The sequence below is a fragment of the Helcococcus kunzii ATCC 51366 genome (assembly GCF_000245755.1).
Taxonomy (GTDB): domain Bacteria; phylum Bacillota; class Clostridia; order Tissierellales; family Peptoniphilaceae; genus Helcococcus; species Helcococcus kunzii.
In genome coordinates, this window is record NZ_JH601088.1 from 1179487 (window position 1) to 1198793 (window position 19307).

19 protein-coding genes are annotated in these 19307 nt (G+C 28.5%); 12 read left to right on the forward strand and 7 right to left on the reverse strand.

Annotated elements, in window-relative coordinates:
• Positions 1-67: 67 nt before the first annotated feature.
• Both HMPREF9709_RS05310 and HMPREF9709_RS05315 read left to right on the forward strand, forming a co-directional pair.
• Positions 68-418: an FMN-binding protein gene (locus tag HMPREF9709_RS05310; RefSeq protein ID WP_005398532.1), complete on the forward strand. Its 351-nt coding sequence runs from the start codon at positions 68-70 to the stop codon at positions 416-418.
• Positions 419-532: 114 nt separating this feature from the next.
• Complete coding sequence (locus tag HMPREF9709_RS05315) at positions 533-1174, forward strand: deoxynucleoside kinase (RefSeq protein WP_005398534.1); 642 nt, start codon at positions 533-535, stop codon at positions 1172-1174.
• Between the two features lie 105 nt (positions 1175-1279).
• Here the strand turns inward: HMPREF9709_RS05315 and HMPREF9709_RS05320 are convergent, their stop codons facing one another.
• Positions 1280-2359, reverse strand: coding sequence for a S66 family peptidase (locus HMPREF9709_RS05320; protein ID WP_005398535.1), 1080 nt, complete (start codon positions 2357-2359; stop codon positions 1280-1282).
• Positions 2360-2494: 135 nt separating this feature from the next.
• Between HMPREF9709_RS05320 and HMPREF9709_RS05325 the strand changes: the two genes are divergently transcribed.
• Complete coding sequence (locus HMPREF9709_RS05325) at positions 2495-3349, forward strand: DegV family protein (protein WP_005398536.1); 855 nt, start codon at positions 2495-2497, stop codon at positions 3347-3349.
• Between the two features lie 87 nt (positions 3350-3436).
• Here HMPREF9709_RS05325 and HMPREF9709_RS05330 read toward each other — a convergent pair whose 3' ends face one another.
• Positions 3437-4231 (reverse strand): formate/nitrite transporter family protein, encoded by a 795-nt coding sequence (locus HMPREF9709_RS05330; protein ID WP_005398537.1) that lies wholly within the window; start codon positions 4229-4231, stop codon positions 3437-3439.
• Positions 4232-4381: 150 nt separating this feature from the next.
• On the opposite strand from HMPREF9709_RS05330, the gene HMPREF9709_RS05335 reads away from it, so the two are divergent.
• The 5 genes from HMPREF9709_RS05335 to HMPREF9709_RS10360 all read left to right on the forward strand — a co-directional run bounded on the left by HMPREF9709_RS05335 (position 4382) and on the right by HMPREF9709_RS10360 (position 7766).
• Positions 4382-5326, forward strand: a complete 945-nt coding sequence (locus HMPREF9709_RS05335; protein ID WP_005398538.1) for an FAD:protein FMN transferase — start codon at positions 4382-4384, stop codon at positions 5324-5326.
• Positions 5323-5943 (forward strand): NADPH-dependent FMN reductase, encoded by a 621-nt coding sequence (locus HMPREF9709_RS05340; RefSeq protein WP_005398539.1) that lies wholly within the window; start codon positions 5323-5325, stop codon positions 5941-5943. The genes HMPREF9709_RS05335 and HMPREF9709_RS05340 overlap by 4 nt, the downstream gene beginning before the upstream one ends.
• Complete coding sequence (locus HMPREF9709_RS05345; protein WP_005398540.1) at positions 5940-6593, forward strand: NADPH-dependent FMN reductase; 654 nt, start codon at positions 5940-5942, stop codon at positions 6591-6593. The genes HMPREF9709_RS05340 and HMPREF9709_RS05345 overlap by 4 nt, the downstream gene beginning before the upstream one ends.
• Before the next feature lie 174 nt (positions 6594-6767).
• Positions 6768-7052: a VOC family protein gene (locus HMPREF9709_RS10355; protein WP_005398541.1), complete on the forward strand. Its 285-nt coding sequence runs from the start codon at positions 6768-6770 to the stop codon at positions 7050-7052.
• Between the two features lie 228 nt (positions 7053-7280).
• Entirely contained in the window at positions 7281-7766 is a 486-nt protein-coding gene (locus tag HMPREF9709_RS10360) for a VOC family protein (RefSeq protein WP_005398542.1), read from the forward strand.
• A gap of 1396 nt (positions 7767-9162) precedes the next feature.
• Here HMPREF9709_RS10360 and HMPREF9709_RS05355 read toward each other — a convergent pair.
• Together HMPREF9709_RS05355 and HMPREF9709_RS05360 are read right to left on the reverse strand one after the other, a co-directional pair.
• Entirely contained in the window at positions 9163-10008 is an 846-nt protein-coding gene (locus HMPREF9709_RS05355; protein ID WP_005398544.1) for a VOC family protein, read from the reverse strand.
• Positions 10009-10112: 104 nt separating this feature from the next.
• The gene (locus tag HMPREF9709_RS05360; RefSeq protein ID WP_005398547.1) at positions 10113-11438 is read right to left on the reverse strand and encodes a hemolysin family protein; all 1326 of its coding nucleotides are present in this window, start codon (positions 11436-11438) and stop codon (positions 10113-10115) included.
• Positions 11439-11517: 79 nt separating this feature from the next.
• On the opposite strand from HMPREF9709_RS05360, the gene HMPREF9709_RS05365 reads away from it, so the two are divergent.
• The 4 genes from HMPREF9709_RS05365 to HMPREF9709_RS05380 all read left to right on the forward strand — a co-directional run bounded on the left by HMPREF9709_RS05365 (position 11518) and on the right by HMPREF9709_RS05380 (position 14557).
• Entirely contained in the window at positions 11518-12351 is an 834-nt protein-coding gene (locus HMPREF9709_RS05365) for a thymidylate synthase (protein WP_005398548.1), read from the forward strand.
• Positions 12352-12360: 9 nt separating this feature from the next.
• Positions 12361-12870, forward strand: coding sequence for a dihydrofolate reductase (locus HMPREF9709_RS05370; protein WP_005398549.1), 510 nt, complete (start codon positions 12361-12363; stop codon positions 12868-12870).
• 675 nt (positions 12871-13545) lie between these two features.
• Positions 13546-13887 carry a PadR family transcriptional regulator gene (locus HMPREF9709_RS05375; RefSeq protein ID WP_005398550.1) on the forward strand — a complete coding sequence of 114 codons (342 nt, stop codon included), beginning with the start codon at positions 13546-13548 and terminating at the stop codon, positions 13885-13887.
• Positions 13880-14557, forward strand: a complete 678-nt coding sequence (locus tag HMPREF9709_RS05380; RefSeq protein WP_005398551.1) for a hypothetical protein — start codon at positions 13880-13882, stop codon at positions 14555-14557. The genes HMPREF9709_RS05375 and HMPREF9709_RS05380 overlap by 8 nt, the downstream gene beginning before the upstream one ends.
• Positions 14558-15065: 508 nt before the next feature.
• On the opposite strand, the gene HMPREF9709_RS05385 is transcribed toward HMPREF9709_RS05380, so the two are convergent.
• The 3 genes from HMPREF9709_RS05385 to HMPREF9709_RS05395 all read right to left on the reverse strand — a co-directional run bounded on the left by HMPREF9709_RS05385 (position 15066) and on the right by HMPREF9709_RS05395 (position 19287).
• Positions 15066-16049, reverse strand: a complete 984-nt coding sequence (locus HMPREF9709_RS05385; RefSeq protein WP_005398552.1) for an alpha/beta hydrolase fold domain-containing protein — start codon at positions 16047-16049, stop codon at positions 15066-15068.
• Positions 16050-16077: 28 nt separating this feature from the next.
• A complete protein-coding gene (locus HMPREF9709_RS05390) occupies positions 16078-17682 on the reverse strand; it encodes a Na/Pi cotransporter family protein (RefSeq protein WP_040463853.1) in 1605 nt (534 codons plus the stop codon).
• Between the two features lie 63 nt (positions 17683-17745).
• On the reverse strand, positions 17746-19287 hold the full coding sequence (locus tag HMPREF9709_RS05395; RefSeq protein WP_005398554.1) for a glycosyltransferase family protein: 1542 nt from the start codon (positions 19285-19287) through the stop codon (positions 17746-17748).
• Positions 19288-19307: the final 20 nt, after the last annotated feature.

A 19307-nucleotide genomic window follows, 5' to 3' on the forward strand; every position in this document is an offset into this window, starting at 1 on the left:
CATATATTAGTTGATTTTTACTAATTTAAATGATATTTTTGTAATATACAATATTAGGAGGATACATATGAAAAAATTATTATCAATGGCATTAGCTGCAGTTTTGGTATTTTCACTAGTTGGATGCGGAAATAACGCAAATGATACTAAAGGTGAAGCAAAAACTGAAGCGAAAGTGTTAAAAGGCGAAGCTGACGGTTACAAAGGTAAAGTAACAGTAGAAGTTACTAAAGATGGTGACAAAATCACTGACTTAAAAATTGAAGGAAAAGATGAAACTCCTGAAATAGGTCAAGAAGCTATTAAAACTTTATCAAAGACAATCACAGAAAAAGGTACTACTGAAGGCATAGAAGCTGTTTCTGGTGCTACAGTAACAAGTGAAGCTGTATTTAAGGCAATTAAAGAAGCTAAATAATAATCTTTATAGGCTATTGCATATTGAGTTAAAGGTTAATATGCAATAGCTTTTTTTTTGTGAATTTTAAAGATATAAAAGATATAAGAGAAATAAAAATAAATGGAGTTAATTATGGAAGGAGAAAAATACGTGATAGTTCTTGCAGGTATGATTGGCGCAGGTAAAACAACATATACAAAGTATATTTCCGAATATTTCAATAGTGAGGCTTTTTATGAAAGTGTAGATGATAATCCAATTTTGGAAAAATTTTATAAAGATAAAAGCCGTTGGGGCTTTGCTTTACAAGTACATTTTCTAAATACAAGATTTAAAAGTATAAAAAGAGCTCTTCAACATAAAAACAATGTGTTAGATAGATCAATTTATGAAGATTCTTTATTTACACAAATAAATTTTGAACAAGGAAATATCACAAAAAAAGAAATGGATATCTACAATAGTTTATTAGATAATATGATGGAAGAAATAGATGGAATGCCAAAGAAATCACCAGATTTATTAATTTATCTTAGAGGAACATTTGAAAAACATTTGGAACACATCACAAAACGTGGTCGTGATTTTGAACAATCCCCAGAACAACTTGAATACTTTAGACATCTACATAGCAAATATGATGAATGGTTCAATAACTACAAAGCAAGTGATACATTAGTTTTTTCAATCGATGAATTAAGTATTGAAGATAAAGATGATAGAGAATATATTTTAAAAACAATAGAAAATAAATTGAAAGAAATAAGACAATAGAAAAATAAATTTTTTATAGAAAAGGAGCCATCAAATCCATAAATACCAGCATTTTGCCAGAAAATACGTATTTATAACAGCTCCTTTATTTATAAAAATTATATTTTATTGAAAAATTGGTTCAACAATCTTTAATGTTTTATTATCAAAATCTATTTCAGCTTCTATTCCATAAGGAACGATGCATCTTGGATAAGCATGTCCAAAGTTTACATTGTAAAGTATTGGAGTATTAATATCTGCAAATACTTTTTCATAAACTTGTTTATATTCATCATAGTATGCTTTATCAGATGGTTTACCGACAATCACCGCTTGGGCATTTTGTAGGAACTTTCTATTTTTAAATTCTAAAAGAATTTTTTCCAATTTTTCTGGGCTCATCTTTTCGCCACTTGTTTCAACGAAAAATATTTTTTCTTTCCATTCTTCTTCAGATGGGAAAATTTCATACTTATCAGCTATATCTTTTACCCCACGATCAATAAAGTCAAATAGAGCATCACCAATACTATCTAAACAACCACCATATAGCTTTCCTCTAACTTTACCTTTACCATCATTTAGAACTTCATAGCCGTGTTCTTCTTTTCTTCTTTCTCTAGGAACACCTACTTGACTTTCAGAGTATTCTTCCCTATCTATATACCAAACATCTGATGATTTGATTTCAAATTCATCTTTATCTTCAAAATATAAATCAAAATATTCTTTTGTATATGGAAGCATTTCATTTTCTAATTCTGCAATATCAACTAAGAAAGCTGGTCCGTAAAAAGTATTAAGACCTAATTTTTGAAACATTAGATGATTCATTGTTGTATCAGAAAATCCTGTAAATAACTTTGGTTTTTCTGTTACTAATTTTTTAAATTCTTCATCTTCAAATAGATATTCGTATGTTCTAAAAGTATCTAACCCACCAATTGCACACATGATAGCATCGATACTATCATCCTTAAATGCCATCTTCAAATCTTCGGCTCTTGCTTCAGGATGTTCATCAAGATATTTTATACCTTTTTTAGAATTTGGCATATAAACAACTTCAAGACCATAATCTTCTGTAAGTCTTTTTTCTGCTATTTCTCTTTGGTGACTTGTGAAATCTTCTCCAAGTATACCTAAAGATAAGCTGACGATTGCAATTTTATCACCTTTTTTTAATTTTCTTGGTTTAATCATTTTCTCCCCCCTTTTTTCTTTTATCTATAAATTAAGTATAACAAATAAATTTTATTATAGAAAAAATAATTATCTACATTTATTATACATAATTCTGTGGTATCATAATAATGAAATAATATAATTGGAGGAAAAATGAAAAAGATAATTCTAAGTAGCGATTCAACAAGTGATCTTTCTAAGGAATTAATGTCTAAATATCAAATTTTTACTTTGCCATTATATATACATTTAGACAATAAAGAATATAAAGACATGATTGATATAGATGCTAACTTTATCTATAAATACTTTGACGAACACAAAGTATTACCAAAAACTTCAGCTCCAAGCGTTGGTGATTATTTAAGACATTTTGGTAATTGGAATTATGATGAATACGAAATAATACATGTGAGTATAGGCTCTAGTCTATCCTCATCATATCAAAACGCAGTTATAGCAGCGGAAGAACTTGGAAATGTACATGTTATAGATTCTAAATCACTTTCTACAGGGTCTGGACTTTTATTATTAATAGCAAGAGACATGATTGAAGATGGAAAAAACACAGATGAAATAGTCGAAGAAATAACACGTCTAACAGATAAATTAAATGTTTCATTTGTAATTGATTCTATTACTTATCTAAGAGAAGGTGGAAGATTATCAGCATTAAGAGCTTTTGGCGCAAATGTTTTAAACATTAAACCTTCCATCTCTGTTTCTAATAAAGATCATGGTAAGATGAATGTTGGAAAAAAATATAGAGGAAAAATTGATGTTGTTGTAAATAAATACATCACAGATACACTATCAAACGATGAAAATATTGATAAAAGAATTGTTTCTTTGACACATTCCGGAGCAACAGAAGAACAAATTCAAAACTGTATTAATGCAATTAAAGAAAATTGTGACTTTGAAGAAATATTAGTAAATAAAGCAAGCTCAACAATTGCTTCACATTGTGGATATAATACCTTTGGACTGATATTTTTTAATAAATAATTTATTTTCAATTTTATATTAAATTAGGCTATAATTAAGAAAATCATAGCAAAATGATTTTCTTAATTATAGCCTTTTTCTTTATTTCTAATCTTTGTATATACTATCTGTTTTATTTAACCAAGCATATCCTAATCCTAAAATTAAACCTCCACCAACGAAGTTTCCAATAAATGCAAAAAGCCATTGTCTTAAAACATTTAATATATCTAATCCTTCTACTTGGCTACCGATATTGGTGAAATATGCAATTAAAAATGAACCAAAGTTTGCAATAACGTGGTTTAATCCCAAATATACAAACATAAATACTGCAGAAAGTGCAATTGTCACCTTAGAGGATTCTTCTTTTAATAATAAGTATGAAATGATTGCTATGTTAACAAAAATATTAGCAACAATACCGCTGAAAAATATTTCCAAACTGTCTTGAGCTAATTTGCCTTCAACCATATGAATTAGCAGTCCATCCCCCATAATACTTTTAAGTAACCCTGTTTGGTTGATTAACCATCCTGTAACAATAGATCCTACTAAATTAAATAGTGTACAAATAAATAATATATAAATGACCTTTTTAACGTTTATCTTTTCTAAAAACGCACCAGCACTTAAATACATCATATTAGAAGTTGCTAACTCCATATGCATAAACAAAATATATACTAATCCAAATGCAAATAGAAATGCATATAAAAATTTACCTAATCCCGGGATAACTTTATCTACTTGGTCTCCTGAATAAGTACCAGCAAAAGTAGTTAGTGTCAAAGCAGCTCCGGCAAGCATTGATCTATACGCATATCTTCCAATACTTTTACTTATCAAATTTTCTTTCTTTTGACAGTTTTTTTCAATAATATTTACAAATGATGATTCCATATTACCTCTTTTATATATATTTTAGATATTTTAAAATAATAAAATATCAAATTAACCTCATTTAGAATATCATTAATTATGCAAAAAGTAAATTGTTGAATATGATATTTTATTTTTTTGTACTATAATTAAGTATAGATTGGAGTAAGTATGAAATATAACGACTTAAATATTGAATTAATGGGAACAAAAATACATATTCGATTATTACATGAAAATCCCACAAAAATATTAAATGAATGTAAAGATTTATTATATAAATATAATGATGTTTTTAGCATATATCATAAGACATCTGAATTATATAAATTAAATCTTCAAGCTTCTAAAGAGCCATTTCAAACAAGTACGGAATTGTTTGAACTAATTAAATTAGGCAAGAAATACAGTTTATTAGAAAATAGTACACTTAATATCTGTATCGGTCCTCTTGTAAAATTATGGAATATCGGATTTGACAGTGCAAGTGTGCCGTCAAAAGAAAAAATTCAAAACACTTTATCCCTTGTAAATCCTAAAGATTTAATTTTAAATGAAAAAAATAGTACCGTGTTTTTCAATAAAAATGGTATGGTTATTGATTTAGGAGCTATCGCTAAGGGATATATCGCTGACAAAATTATGGAATTTATTATCTCAAATGGTGTAAAATCTGCATTGGTTGATTTGGGTGGAAATATCTTAACACATGGTTTTAACTTTAATAGCGAAGATCTAAATTGGAGAATTGGATTACAAGATCCAAAAAGTCCTCGAGGTACACATCTAATGTTACTTGAAATAAATGATTTATCTATAGTTACATCGGGAGTTTATGAAAGAAAGCTAAATTATAATGGTAAACTATATCATCATATTTTCGACTCCAAGACAGGTTATCCTGTGGACACAGATATGCAAAGCATTAGTATTATTTCAAGGAAATCCGTAGATTGTGATATATTTACATCTGTATTATTTGGAAAAAATTTTAATGAAATAAATGACTTTATTAGTAAAAATAATGAAATTGAAGCCATTGCAATATATAATAGTGATATAATAAAATATACAAAGGGTATAGAAAAATACATATTATGGAAGGATAGAAAATGACAAAATTAGTTGGAATAGTTGGTACAAATTCTAAAGAATCAACAAATAGAAAATTATTAGAATACATTCAAGCTGCGTTTTTCTACAAATCAGATTTAGATTTGATAGAGATTAAAGATGTGCCTTTAATCGATTATAGAGAAGGAAATGACGTACCAGAAGTCGTTCAAAAAATCGCAGATCAAATAGAAGAGGCTGATGGGGTTATCATAGCAACACCTGAATATGATCATTCCCCTACAGCAAGTTTAATAAATTTACTTGCATGGTTTTCATATAGGATTCATCCACTATCACATAAACCTGTGATGATAGTTGGTGCATCTCATGGTTCATTAGGATCTTCAAGAGCACAACAAGTCTTAAGACAAATGCTTAAAGCACCAGAAGTCAATGCTCAAGTTTTGGGGTCTGAATTTCTACTAGGAAATTCAAAAAATGCTTTTGATGATATGGGCGATTTAAAAAACAGAGATAAAATTCGTGAAATGGAAAATATTTTTGATGAATTTTTAATTTTTACAAAAATGATTAACGAAATGAATAAGGACAATTTAATCAGTATTCATGAGTTTGATAATTTTAGATGGGATGAAATTAATTGGGAGGAAAAATGAAATTTATCGGTATAGCAGGATCAATATCAGAAAAATCTTACAATAGAAAATTACTACATTTTGCAAAGTATTTATTTGTAGATGAGGTTGAAATAGAAATAGTCGATATAAATGATATTCCCCTATTTAATCAAGATTTAAATGAAGATGATTATCCAAAAATCAAAGAAATAAATGATAAAATCGTTGAATCTGATGGTGTGATATTTGTCACACCAGAGCATAATAGAACAGTTCCAGCTATTTTAAAGAGTTTACTTGAATGGCTGTCATATAACTACCACCCATTAAAAAGCAAACCGGTAATGATACTTGGCGCTTCACGTACAGAATTAGGTACTTCTCGTGCCCAACTACATCTAAGACAAATCTTAAACGCGCCAGGCGTAGAAGCTTTCGTAATGCCTGGAAATGAGTTCTTACTTTCAAAGGCAGATACACGTTTTGATGAAGATGGCATGATTACAGATGAAATAACTGTAGATTATCTTGAACATGTAATACACAGATTTGTTAAATTTGCAGAACTTATGAATCAAGTAGATATCAACTCAATTGAAACAAAATATACCATGACTCTTGCTGCTGGTGGATATGTAAATCTTGATGATCCAGAATCAGATGGTACTGCAGGCGCATCAGAATACTAAAAAGAATCTTTAACTGTTGTGAAATAATAATCTTTCACAGCAGTTTTTATTTTAAATTTATAATGTGATTCTTGTCACACAAATGTTAACAAATTTTCATTTTTGTTTAATAATACTCCCCGGGGGTATATTAATGAATGTAAAATGATAACAAAAATTTTTAAGGGAGACATTATGGATACACAAATAAGAGGAATGCATCACGTATCTGCTATGACAAGTGATGCGAAAAGAAATTATGAATTTTTTACAAATATTATGGGAATGAGATTGGTTAAAAAGACTGTAAATCAAGATGATGTACAAGCATATCACCTATTCTATGCTGATGATAAAGGAAATGCCGGTACAGATATGACATTCTTCCATTTTGGATTAGATAATAAAAAAGTTGATGGTACTGATGCTATTCACAGAGCTTCATTTAGAGTACCAAGTGATGAGGCGCTAGAATATTGAAAAAAAAGATTTGAACACTATGATGTTAAACATTCAGAAATAAAAGAAAGATTTGGTGTAAAATATATCGAATTTTATGATTTTGATGATCAAAATTATCAATTAGTTTCTGATGAAAATGACCACGGAATAGCTCCTGGTGAACCTTGGCATAAAGGTCCAGTACCTGATGAATATGGTATTTACGGACTTGGACCAATAGTACTTAAAGTTTCAAAATTTGAAGCTATGAAGACTATTTTAGAAGAAGTTTATGGATATAAAGAAACTCAAACTGAAGATAAATTCCATTTATTTGAAATTGATAAGGGTGGAAATGGTGCAAGTATTTATGTAGAAGATGATACTGAATCACCAAGACAACGTCCAGGATATGGCGCAATTCACCACTTCGCAATGAGAGTTGATGACCAAGATGCTTTAAACTACTGGTTTGAATTCTATAATAAACATGGATTTAGAAGTTCTGGTTTAGTAGATAGATTTTACTTCGGTGCACTTTACGCAAGAATCTATCCTCAAATTTTAATTGAACTTTCAACAGAAGGTCCAGGATTTATAGATTATCAAGAAAGCAATGAAATACTTGGAGAAAAATTAGCATTACCTCCAAAATTTGAACCATATAGAGAACAAATTGAACAAATGATTGAACCAATTGACACTGTTAGAAGTGATAAAGTATTTGAAAAAGAATATTTAGATTTCAAATAATAGTTTTTAATCTTTATATAACATAGTAAAATGGAGCTGTTGCAATATTTTTAGTTTTGCAATAGCTCTATTTTTTATTTTAAATGTTTAAGAATTATATTCCTGGTTATATATGTTATGAAAGATGATAACGATATACTAAATATTATATTTAGATATCATTTGAAACTTAAGGAGGAACAACCGATGAAAACTGAGATAATATCAAGTATTGAAACCATCGGATAGTAGATTAAATTTAAGTCAGACACAGATTATGTAAGTGTTAGAATTTTATATTTAGTTAGGGGTAAAAAATTTTTATTGATAGTATACTTTTATTGATAGTATACAATAAATGTTAATAGATATTTCAGAACACAATTAAAGAATAATTAATAAATCAACAATTAAATATATTTTGTAAGTTTCGAGTAGTTAAAGTAATTGTGGGAAATATCCCATGATGAAAAAGAAAGATTTATTAAACTTTAGCAGTCAAAGAGTTATCTTTAATTGAAAGTCTCTGGTAAAATTTGAGAGCACATTTAGGAATTCAAATATTATCCGATGGTGGATATACAAATTTTGACACTATTTGGTAAGTTATAGAAAATGCTATATTAATAGCAAATAAAATTGAAAAAATTTATAGATGGTGTAACAGATGAGTTTATCTCGTCTGTGCATCATCTTTTTTTTAATTAGAATGTTGTTGATTTTCTAATATGTTGGAGTGATTTCTTCAATATTTGTTGGGTCACCTATGGGTGGCTTTCAATACCTGTTGGGTAACCTACGGGTGGCAAAAAAATGCACCTTGGATCAATAGTTTGCTGTTGGATAGATTGCTCGCAATCAATAAGCTTATTAAGTTTTTAAGAGGATTTCCTGATTATTTTGGATTTTTAGTTTTAGTCAGGAAATTATTTTGTCGGTTTTTCCTGATTATTTTGGATTTCTCGATTTAATCAGGAAATGTTTTTGTCGGTTTTTCCTGATTATTTTAGGATTTTCGATTTAGTCAGGAAAATTACTCAATATTTTTTCCTGACTTTTTCTAGATTTTCATTTTAATCAGGAAATGTGCTCGATAGTTGTACCTGTTTATTTTGAGAATTTCGATTTAGTCAGGAAATTTGTTTAAAATTTTTTCCTGTTTATTTCAGATTTCTCGATTTAATCAGGAAAATCCCTTATAACATCATTTTTACATGTGTATTTTCCATTTCTCCGTTTAGACATGTAGATTTTTTAAAGCTCTACATGTGTAATTGACATTTCCCCATTCACACATGTAATTATTGCAAATTTTCTACATGTGGATTTGCCAATTTTCCATTTAGACATGTAAAGCGTACATTTTTACTTCGTCTCATGAAAATCTAAAATATATTTTAATATTTATTGATGAATCTTATTTTAGTATAATTTTTATTTTTATATTTTGATTATCTTTTAGCACTATCTTGCTTTCAGAAGTTGTTATGATATTTTCTTTTACATTAGATAAATTATTTTTTAAACCTTCGAAATCTTCCCTATTATTTATTTCAATCACGTAATGGTCTAATCCTAATTGGTTATCTTTTCTTAATTCCATTCCTTTTGAATTCCAAATATTTAGTGCGATATCATGATGGTATAGATTAGCCGCTAAAAATACTGCTTGATCTGTAAATTCGTATTTATTATCAAAGCCTAAAATGTCTGTGTAAAATTTTTTAGTTTCTTGATAATCTTTTATTAATAAATGTATATGACCTATTTTTGTCCCGCTTGGAAGTTGTACTGGTTTATCTGTATCTCTTTGAGCTAATAGTTCGTCTGCATATAATGGTTCTGTGACACCTTTAATTTGTCCATATTCGTTTATATCCCATTCTTCAATATTTTTATCTCGATATATTTCAATGCCATTTCCTTCGGGATCTGTTAAATAGATGGCTTCACTATATCCATGATCGGCTGCACCTTGTATTTCAGTGTCTTTCACAAGTAAAGAAAATAGCACATTTGCTAAATCTTTTCTAGAAGGGACCAAGTATGCGACATGATATAGTCCTGTTGTTTTTTCTGTAAGTGTTGAATCTATTTCTTTTAGATTTAACAACACATTCTCCCTTACTCCTAAACTTACAGTTTTATCTGTTTTATTGATTAATTCTAAGCCAATAGTTTTATAGTAATCTATCATCTGATTTAGATTTTTAACATTTAATGTCACTTCTTTTATTTTTATTCTATCTTTTAATTTATACATATCTCCCTCTCTATTAATTTTACTGTGAAAAGATATATACCCATTTACAAATTAAAAAGAACCCTAATTTTTCATTCAAAGGGTTCTTCTAGACGTTTTTAATTTTACTTATTTAAATATTTTATCTTTATAGTCTCAATTCTATTACTTTTTACTTTATTAATTGTAAATTTGTAGTTTTCAAAAATAAAGGAATCGCCAAATCTAGGCATTTTATCTAACATTTCGACAGCGAATCCCCCAATACTATTAGCATTGTAATCATCTGAATGTTCAATACCTAAAAATGTAAAGATTTTTTCAAGTGAGGCTTTACCGCTTACTTCTATCAGCTTGTCTCTTTCTATTATTTTAATTTCTTGTTCGACTTCATCTGATTCGTCCCAAATTTCACCAACAAGTTGTTCTAAGATATCTTCCATAGTAACTATACCTTCAAGACCACCGTGTTCATCTATTATGGCAGCCATATGTTTCTTTTCTCTTTGCATCAAATGAAGCAAATCAGAGAGTGAAACCATGCCCGGTATATATAAAAGCTCTGAGATTATTGATCGAATATCAATATTACTATTTTGAATTCTCTTTTGTCTTAAATATCTATGAAAATCTTTCTCATGAATGATGCCAAGCACCTTATCCACGGTATCTTCATAAACCACAAGTCTTGAATAATAGTGTTCATCAAACACTTCTTCAATCTCTTCATCGCTATCATTTACTTCTATTGACACGATATCTCTTCTTGGAATAAGTATCTCTTCAACATTTACATCATCAAATTCTATAGCTGCTTTTACAAGTTTATGCTCATCATTTTCAATACTTCCTCCCTCTCTCGCTTCTTCAACATAATGCAGAAGCTCTTCTTCACTGATGGATTCAGTATTATCAATATGAAATTGCTTTTTAACTATGCTATTTATAAACTGCACTAACCAAACTAATGGAGCAAGTACAATCATAAAGAATTTAATGAAATTCGTATTAAAAATCGCAACTTCTTCTGGAATGTTTTTCGCTACAAATTTAGGTATAATTTCTGAAATCAAAAATATGATGAAAAAGGAAAATATACCTGCTATGAGTGCAGCATATGATTTAACTGTTCTCATAAAAAATGCTGTCGCGATCACTGTTGCAATTATATTTATCAAGACATTTCCTATTAATATTGTCAAAATGATATGCTCATATTTTTCTGTTAACTTAAGTGTTTTCTCCGCTTTTTCATCCCCTTCTCTAATTTTCATTTTTAATCTTGTTTCTCTCACGCCTAAAAAAGCTTCTTCTGAAGATGAAAACAAAGCCGAAATTATTAAACAAATTATAAAAAATATTATATTGTATATCTGATGCGAATCCATTGATTCAAACTCCTTACTAATTAATACATTAAAAATATTTCCTTGATTATTATAGTATAACATAATATTATCCAAAATATATAAGTTTAACCATAAATATAATTTATATGGTAAAATAATAAAAAGATATGGAGGAGTAAAAATGAATCTAGCAGATAAAAATTTTAAAAATTTATGTAAAGAAATATTAGAAAATGGATATTCTACAAAAGGAGAGAAAGTAAGACCAAAATACGCAGATGGCACGCCCTCTCATACTTTTTATATAAATCAAGTGTTTGAAAAATATGACTTATCAAAGGGTGAATTTCCTATACTAACCATTCGTCCTATACCTTGGAAATCAAGTATAAAAGAAATACTTTGGATTTATCAAGATCAAAGCAATGAATTATCTCTTTTAAAAGAAAAATATAATATTCACTGGTGGGATGATTGGAATGTTGGCGACGGTACTATTGGACAACGTTATGGTGCAACGGTAAAAAAACACGATTTAATCAATAAATTATTAAACAATTTAAAAGATGCACCATTAGGAAGAAGACATATTATCAATCTTTATCAAGAAGATGATTTAGAATCTACACCTGGTCTATATCCTTGCGCTATGGAAACTCAATGGAGTGTAAGAGACAAATATCTAGATATGACACTTATACAAAGATCTTCCGATCTACCTGTTGCAAATTCTATAAATAAAGTGCAATATGTAGCGCTTCAAATGATGGTTGCAAGACATGTCGGACTTGAACCAGGCACATTTTGTCATTACGTAAATAACGCTCATATTTATGATAGACATCTAACACAAATTGAAGAATTATTGAGTCGTGAAGGACAAACAGATGCCGAAAACATTCGTTTAATATTAAATCCAGAAAAAACTAATTTCTATGACTTTACTATTGACGATTTTACTTTAGAAAACTATAAACCACAGAAACCAAACTTAAAATTTGAACTAGCTATTTAAGGAAATATTATGATTGAAAACATTTATATGATTGCTGCAATTACCGAAAACACTCATGCTATTGGGAAAAACGGGGATATGATATACCATTTAAAAAATGATTTAAGATATTTTAAGGAAACCACACTTGGTCACACAATAGTATGCGGAAAAAAAACTTATTTCAGTTTTCCAAAAAGACCACTTCCAAATAGAAAAAATATTATATTAACCAGATCAAACGATGAATTTGATGGAGCATATACATTGCATTCAAAAGAAGAAGTCATACAATATGCTAATAATAATCCTGAAGAAACAATCTTCATTGTCGGAGGCGACAGTGTATATCATCAATTTATTGATGTAGCTTCAAAACTTTATATAACTGAAGTGGAAGAAATAAAAGAGGACACAGCTGATGCAGATAGCTTCTTCCCTACATTTGATAAGGATGAATGGGAATTAGAATCCTTATCAGACTTCTCTAATAGAGAAAATGAACCTAAATATAGATATGAGATATATCGCAGAAAATAATATATTTAAAAAAGAACAAATTTCAAAAGTGAAATTTGTTCTCTTTTTTTGAGGAAGTTTTTAGTTTATTTAATAAGGAGAATATTGATTTATACTGTATAACTTTAGGTGGATATAATTTTATATATGAGCATAATTTGTTGGGGTTTATAGTTATATATTTATTAGCTTATATCATGTATTCTATGGTCCCAATATACCCCACCCCTGTATTTTTTAGACCATAGTTTCTTTTTTTATGGTCCTGATATACCCCTGGTAGGTATATTTGGGGCTATATTTTTAAGAGACGTATTAGTAGTCATGGTCTCAATATACCACCCTACCGTATATTTAGGACCATTTATAGCAGATATTCTTATTACATTTTAGCTATTTAAATTTCATTCATTAAATCTTATGGTCCTGAGCATACCCCCCACAGGTATATACGGACCATATTTTTTTATTTTATGGTCTTTTTATATACCCCCAGGGGGTATTGTAGGACCATGCATTCCAAGATTTATAATTCAAAAGTTGTTTTAAGACAAAGCAACCTCGCAATAAACCTCAAAAATTAAAAAATACTACTATAAGACCTATCATATATTCATTAAATTTTTTTGACAATTTATGTATCTTGCATTACAATATAGCTAGTAACTTGTAATACAAGATAGACAGGAGGAATGTATGATTCCATCACAAATGTTAAAAGGTGTTTTAGAAGCAGCTATTCTCAAGATTATTGATAATGAAGAAACATATGCCTATTTAATTTCTCAAAAACTTGAAGAATATGGATTCGGTCAGATTTCAGAAGGAACAATTTACCCAATAATATTAAGACTTCAAAAAAACAAATATATTATTGGTAAATCGCGCCCTTCCCCTTCAGGACCAAAAAGAAAATATTATAATTTAACAGATGAAGGTAAAATTTATCTCAATGAATTTAAAGAAAATTGGTCGAAATTAAATGAAGCCTTTTATAAACTATTTACAGAAAATGATAAAGAGGAAAACAATGAGTAAATTAACAAAAATAAGAAAAGAAAATTTCAAATTATCAAAATTAATAAATAAGGAAAATAAAACTGCATATTCTAATATGATAACTTATCTTAAATTATCAAATCTAAATGAATATAATCAAGAATTAATCACACAAGATATTTCCAATATGATTATTGATGCCCAAAGTAGAAATCAAAATATTGATGACATCTTTGGTACAGATCTAAAATCTTTTATTGATGATGTTATAGATAATGCGCCTAAGAAAGTCAGAGTCGAAAAAATACTTGATATATTTTCTTATATAATGTTATTCGTAAATACAATATTAATTTTAAATTTATTTTTGACTTTTCTTGACTACATTATTGGTAAAAAAGATTATAAAATAATAGAAATAAATCTATTAGTTTCAATAATAACTTTAGCAATTCCATTATTAATTCTATTTTTCATGAAAAATAGAACAAATAAAACTTTAGAAATGACAGGTAAAACCAACACCATCTTATTTATTACAGGTTTTTTATTTGCTATATTCTCTAGTTTAATATTTGATTATTTCAAATTTATAACTATAATTAGAATCAATATTTTATATTATGTTTTAATATTAGTGTTTGGTTTAATTGTGCAAATTGTATTAAACAGATATATTTCAAGGAAGTTTTATAATAAGGTGATTTAAATATTGACATAGCATATGTTCAAACATATTCTGTAGAAATTTGTATATTATTACGTATTTGCGAGTTTATATTCTATATTCTATGGTCCCAATTATACCCCCTTCAGGTATATACGGACCATGTTTTTTATTTGATGGTCTTTTTATATACCCCTAGGAGGTATTCCCGGACCATGTATTCCAAGAATTATATCTAAAAAGGTATTCCCAGATCATGTATCCCAAGAATTATATCTCAAAAGTCATTCCCAGACCATGTATCCCAAGAATTATAACCCATATGGTATTTCAACCCCACGAAAACTCCAAGCATTACACCCCCAAAAGTATTTTTACGACTAAAAACCGAAAAATGTAACATACACACACTTCTATCTAAAGAGACACTTGCAAATAAAAAAATTTAGGGGCTCATCAATATCTGATGTTGGTTACCATTAAAATATATACAAATCAAAAAAGACTGCTTCAAAATGACTTTCAATCATTTTCAACAGTCTTTAATTTATTATTGTTCTTTTAACCATTCTACATAATCATCTATATACAAATCATCAGAGTATCCGTGGTCTTGATTGTCAATAAATTTTACTTTGACTTCGCCCATGTTTAGTTGAAGTGCTTGGATGTAATCTTCTGTTCCATTGTAGTTGATTGTTTGATCTCCGTCGCTATAGGAGATAAATTGTGGAATGTTTTCGGAATTAAGGTTATTTTTTAATTCTAGTTTTTTTAATAGTTTTTCTCTTTGTTCTGGGTCGGTGACTTGTTCGTATGGATGGACTGCGTGAAGCATTGGGACATTGTATCTAAATGTCAACGGTGCATAAATCATTGCAGCTGAGACAATGTCGTCTTTAATTTTGTCTATGTCATCTTCTCTGTAGTTTTCAGGGAAAAAGTCTTTTCCAATGTATTGATTAATATATGATGCTATGATATATCCCCCTGATGAAAATCCCATTATGGAGATTCTGCTGGGATTGATATCAAATTTGGTAGCATTTTTTCTAATATATCGTATTGATCTTTGTAAGTCTAGAATTGGAATGGGAAATTTGTATGGATTTGATCTATAGTGTAGTAAAAAGCAATTTACACCTCTAGCATTTAGCCTTTCCGCTACTCTCTTTCCTCCGCTCGTACTTCCGTCTATTGTCTTATATGCAAAGCCTCCACCAGAGAGTACAATCACAGAATCACGGGCATCATCGACTAAATATGAAATGATATATGGTATATCTTCATATGTTTCTTTCTCATATTCACCTTTGATTTCGTGAAGATATGTAAAGGTGTCCACTAAATCTTGAATATCTTTGTACTTCGTGCCTATTATTGCTTTGGCATAGGAAACTGTGGCATCAAATCTATTAACTCCATCTTTTATCTGCATATCATCTAGTTTTGATTTTGAATGGTTTCCTGCGGCATTTTCCCAAATGTCTATTTTTTTATCGTAATCTTCAACTTTCACAAAATTTATTGGCAAAATAATCTCCTTAATCTTTCAATTCATACTACTCATATATTGTAGCATATTGATTTGAAACATTAATTAAATGATCTCTAGTTCTTAAAATATAAGTATAGAATTTGTCATAAACTAAGCCTGTTTCCGCATCATCAGAACCATTTCTTAATCTATGTAGTGAGTTTTCCCTATTTCTTTCAACCATATCCTGAACGATAAATGATTTTGTTCTGATTTCTTTCATATCAAAATCATTTTCTTTAAGGCTTTCAAACACATCATCATAAAGTTTTTCTAAAACGTGTGATACTGCTATTATTTCTAATTTTGTTTCACTTGAAAATTTTATCTCTGAAACATACATTCTTGAAGCTAATTTGCTTATGTTATAAGCATAATCCCCAAGTCTTTCTATATTTGAAGCAATCTTCAAATAATATGAAAGTTGTTTATATTGGTATTTATTTAAATCATTTGTCATTGTTTTTACGGAAACTTTTGTAATTTCCTTATTAAGATAATCTATAATTTCTTCATTAAATGCTATATTCGCTGTTGTGTCATCTTCATGATTTAATAAGTCTTGTATGGATAGTTTCAAATTTTCTTGCGTGTATTTTAGCATTCTTAATGATTCTTGTCTTATACCAGCTATTGTAGGAATGGTGTCGTGATAGCCTTCTGGATTGAGATACATCAATGACAATCCTTTTTCCTTCTCATCACTTCCTTTAATTACATTCTTAGAAATATCAACTAATAAATCTGTAAATGGTATTAAAAGAATGGTTGTAACTAAATTAAATATTGTATGCAAATACGCGATTTGTTCAGCCGTTCTATGTGATAGAGCCTCTATCCAATTAACTACTGGTAATGATAATGAAGCCGCTGTGAAAATTATAGTTCCTATTACATTAAAAGTAATATGAGCTACAGCAACTCTTTTTGCATTTTTGTTTGCGCCTATACTAGATAAAACAGAGGTAATACATGTACCTATATTTGTACCTAAAATAAGATAAAAGGCTGATTCAAATGTAATGATGCCTGTATTTGCAAAAGTAATTAAAATACCTGTTGTAGCAGATGAACTTTGCACCACCGCGGTGAAAATTGCTCCGACTACGATCCCTATAAGAGGGTTACTTGATTTAGCTAAAAGTGATGTAAATTCACGATTGGCTGCAAGTGGCTTAACCGCTGCCCCCATCATATTCATTCCCATAAATAAAACACCAAAACCAAATATTATGGTACCAGAATATTTGTATTTTCTCTTTTTAGTAAATAGCATCATTATCATTCCAATAAAAGTAAAGAATGGAGCTATTAAATCTATATCTAACGTTAATATTAAACCTGTTATGGTTGTACCAATATTAGCTCCCATTATTACATAAATCGCTTGTGATAATGATAATATCCTTGAATTAACAAATCCAACTGTCATTACAGTGGTTGCAGATGAGGATTGTATTATAGATGTGACTAGCGCACCTACTAATATCCCTATATATTTATTACTAGTTAATTTTTCTAACACTTCCTGAAGTTTATTTCCAGCTAGTAGTTCTAAGCCTTTCCCCATTTCGTTCATACCGTAAAGAAATAAAGCTAGCCCACCTAATAGCATCGATATATGCTCCATATTACCCCCTATAAAAGCTGCTAAAAAAATTATACCATAAGTAAAATATATGTTAAATCATTATTAAATTTTTGTTAAATAATATTTTCTATATCCATAAATAGATAATATATAAATATAGAAAATATATTGAATTAGATATCTAGATCTTCCACTTTCAAACAGCATTAAAAATGTGAAGGCTCCTAATAAGCTGAGTTTAAATATTTGTATTATAAGTTCATCTTCGTTTGAATGTCTAAGAGATAAAAATACTCCAATCCATACAAAAATATAAATAATTTGATAAACAAAATCCATAACTGGCCTATTTTTCGCATTTGTAAAATAAAAACTCTTAAAGAAGTCATTGTTAATTTGTTTATACTTTTCTCTTGATTCAATTGAGTTTTTATTTCTTCCTGAAAGGATGTATTCATCTTCAACATCTATTACAGCACCTCTTTGCTCCCAATAAGGTGAATAACTGCCAAATGTTGTAGTCGCAAATAATTTAGTAAATAAAAATGGAGCATACCCAATATATTTCATGTCTCGTATTCTTTTAACTATTTTCCTATTGTTGTACTTAATTTTTGCTCTTTTACCTTTTTGTGCGGCAGTATCTAAAACATCACGATGATTATAAGCGCCAAAATTACTTAATCCCATAGCAATAAAATGATTTGGTGGAAACTCCTCACTCCTCTTAAATTTAATTAAATTTTGATTGCTACAATAAAAAGAAAATATTTTTATTACAAAAATTAAAGAAATGAATGTTGCTAACGAATAGATTAATTTTTTCTTTCTATTTTTACCTTCTTTATCAATTAATAACAATACCATTAAAATAAAAATGGCGAATAAATATATAATTGATGAAGGTTTCATTAAATATGCCAATGCAGAAGATACTCCAAGCATCATATATTTTGGAATGCCATCTTTTAGAGTAAACAAAAATATTGATATAGCAATAAAAGGTAAAACCATATAGTCGGTATATGGGAAAAATATATAAACTGAAAACATCAAAGGTATTGAAAGCAAAAGAAATTTAAAAGAAAAATCTTTATCAAATATATTATATAGGGAAAATGCAGTTAAATATATTGAAAAATCTAGAAAAATAATGTTAATTAATTGAAAGAAATGTCTTGAAATGGCAAATTCCCCAATTAATGGTCTAAACAAATTAGCTAAGTGATAAAACATAAACATTATAAATCTATTATTTGGATATCTAGATATATAGGTATGAAATAACTCACTTAAATCTTCTTTATAAAATAATGTTTTTACTATAGCATATACATTATCCACATCCCATGTAGCATATAGATTAACCCTAAATATAAGAAATATTTGTAACGCAAAAATTATTATAAATGATGTTATAAATGTTATTTTCAAATTATCTTTCATCATCTTAATAAAAGGTAAAAATTTCTCCCTATAATTAAACATTGTGGCTAAAGTTACTAAAATAATAATATATTTAAGCGTAGTATTAAAACTCGCCTTAAAAAGATAATAAATTAATCCTGATAACGCCGAAAAAGACGAACAGATTACAATGAAAAATAGTATATAGTTCACAAACTTATTAAATTTTTTTATCATAAACTCTCCTAAAACAACAA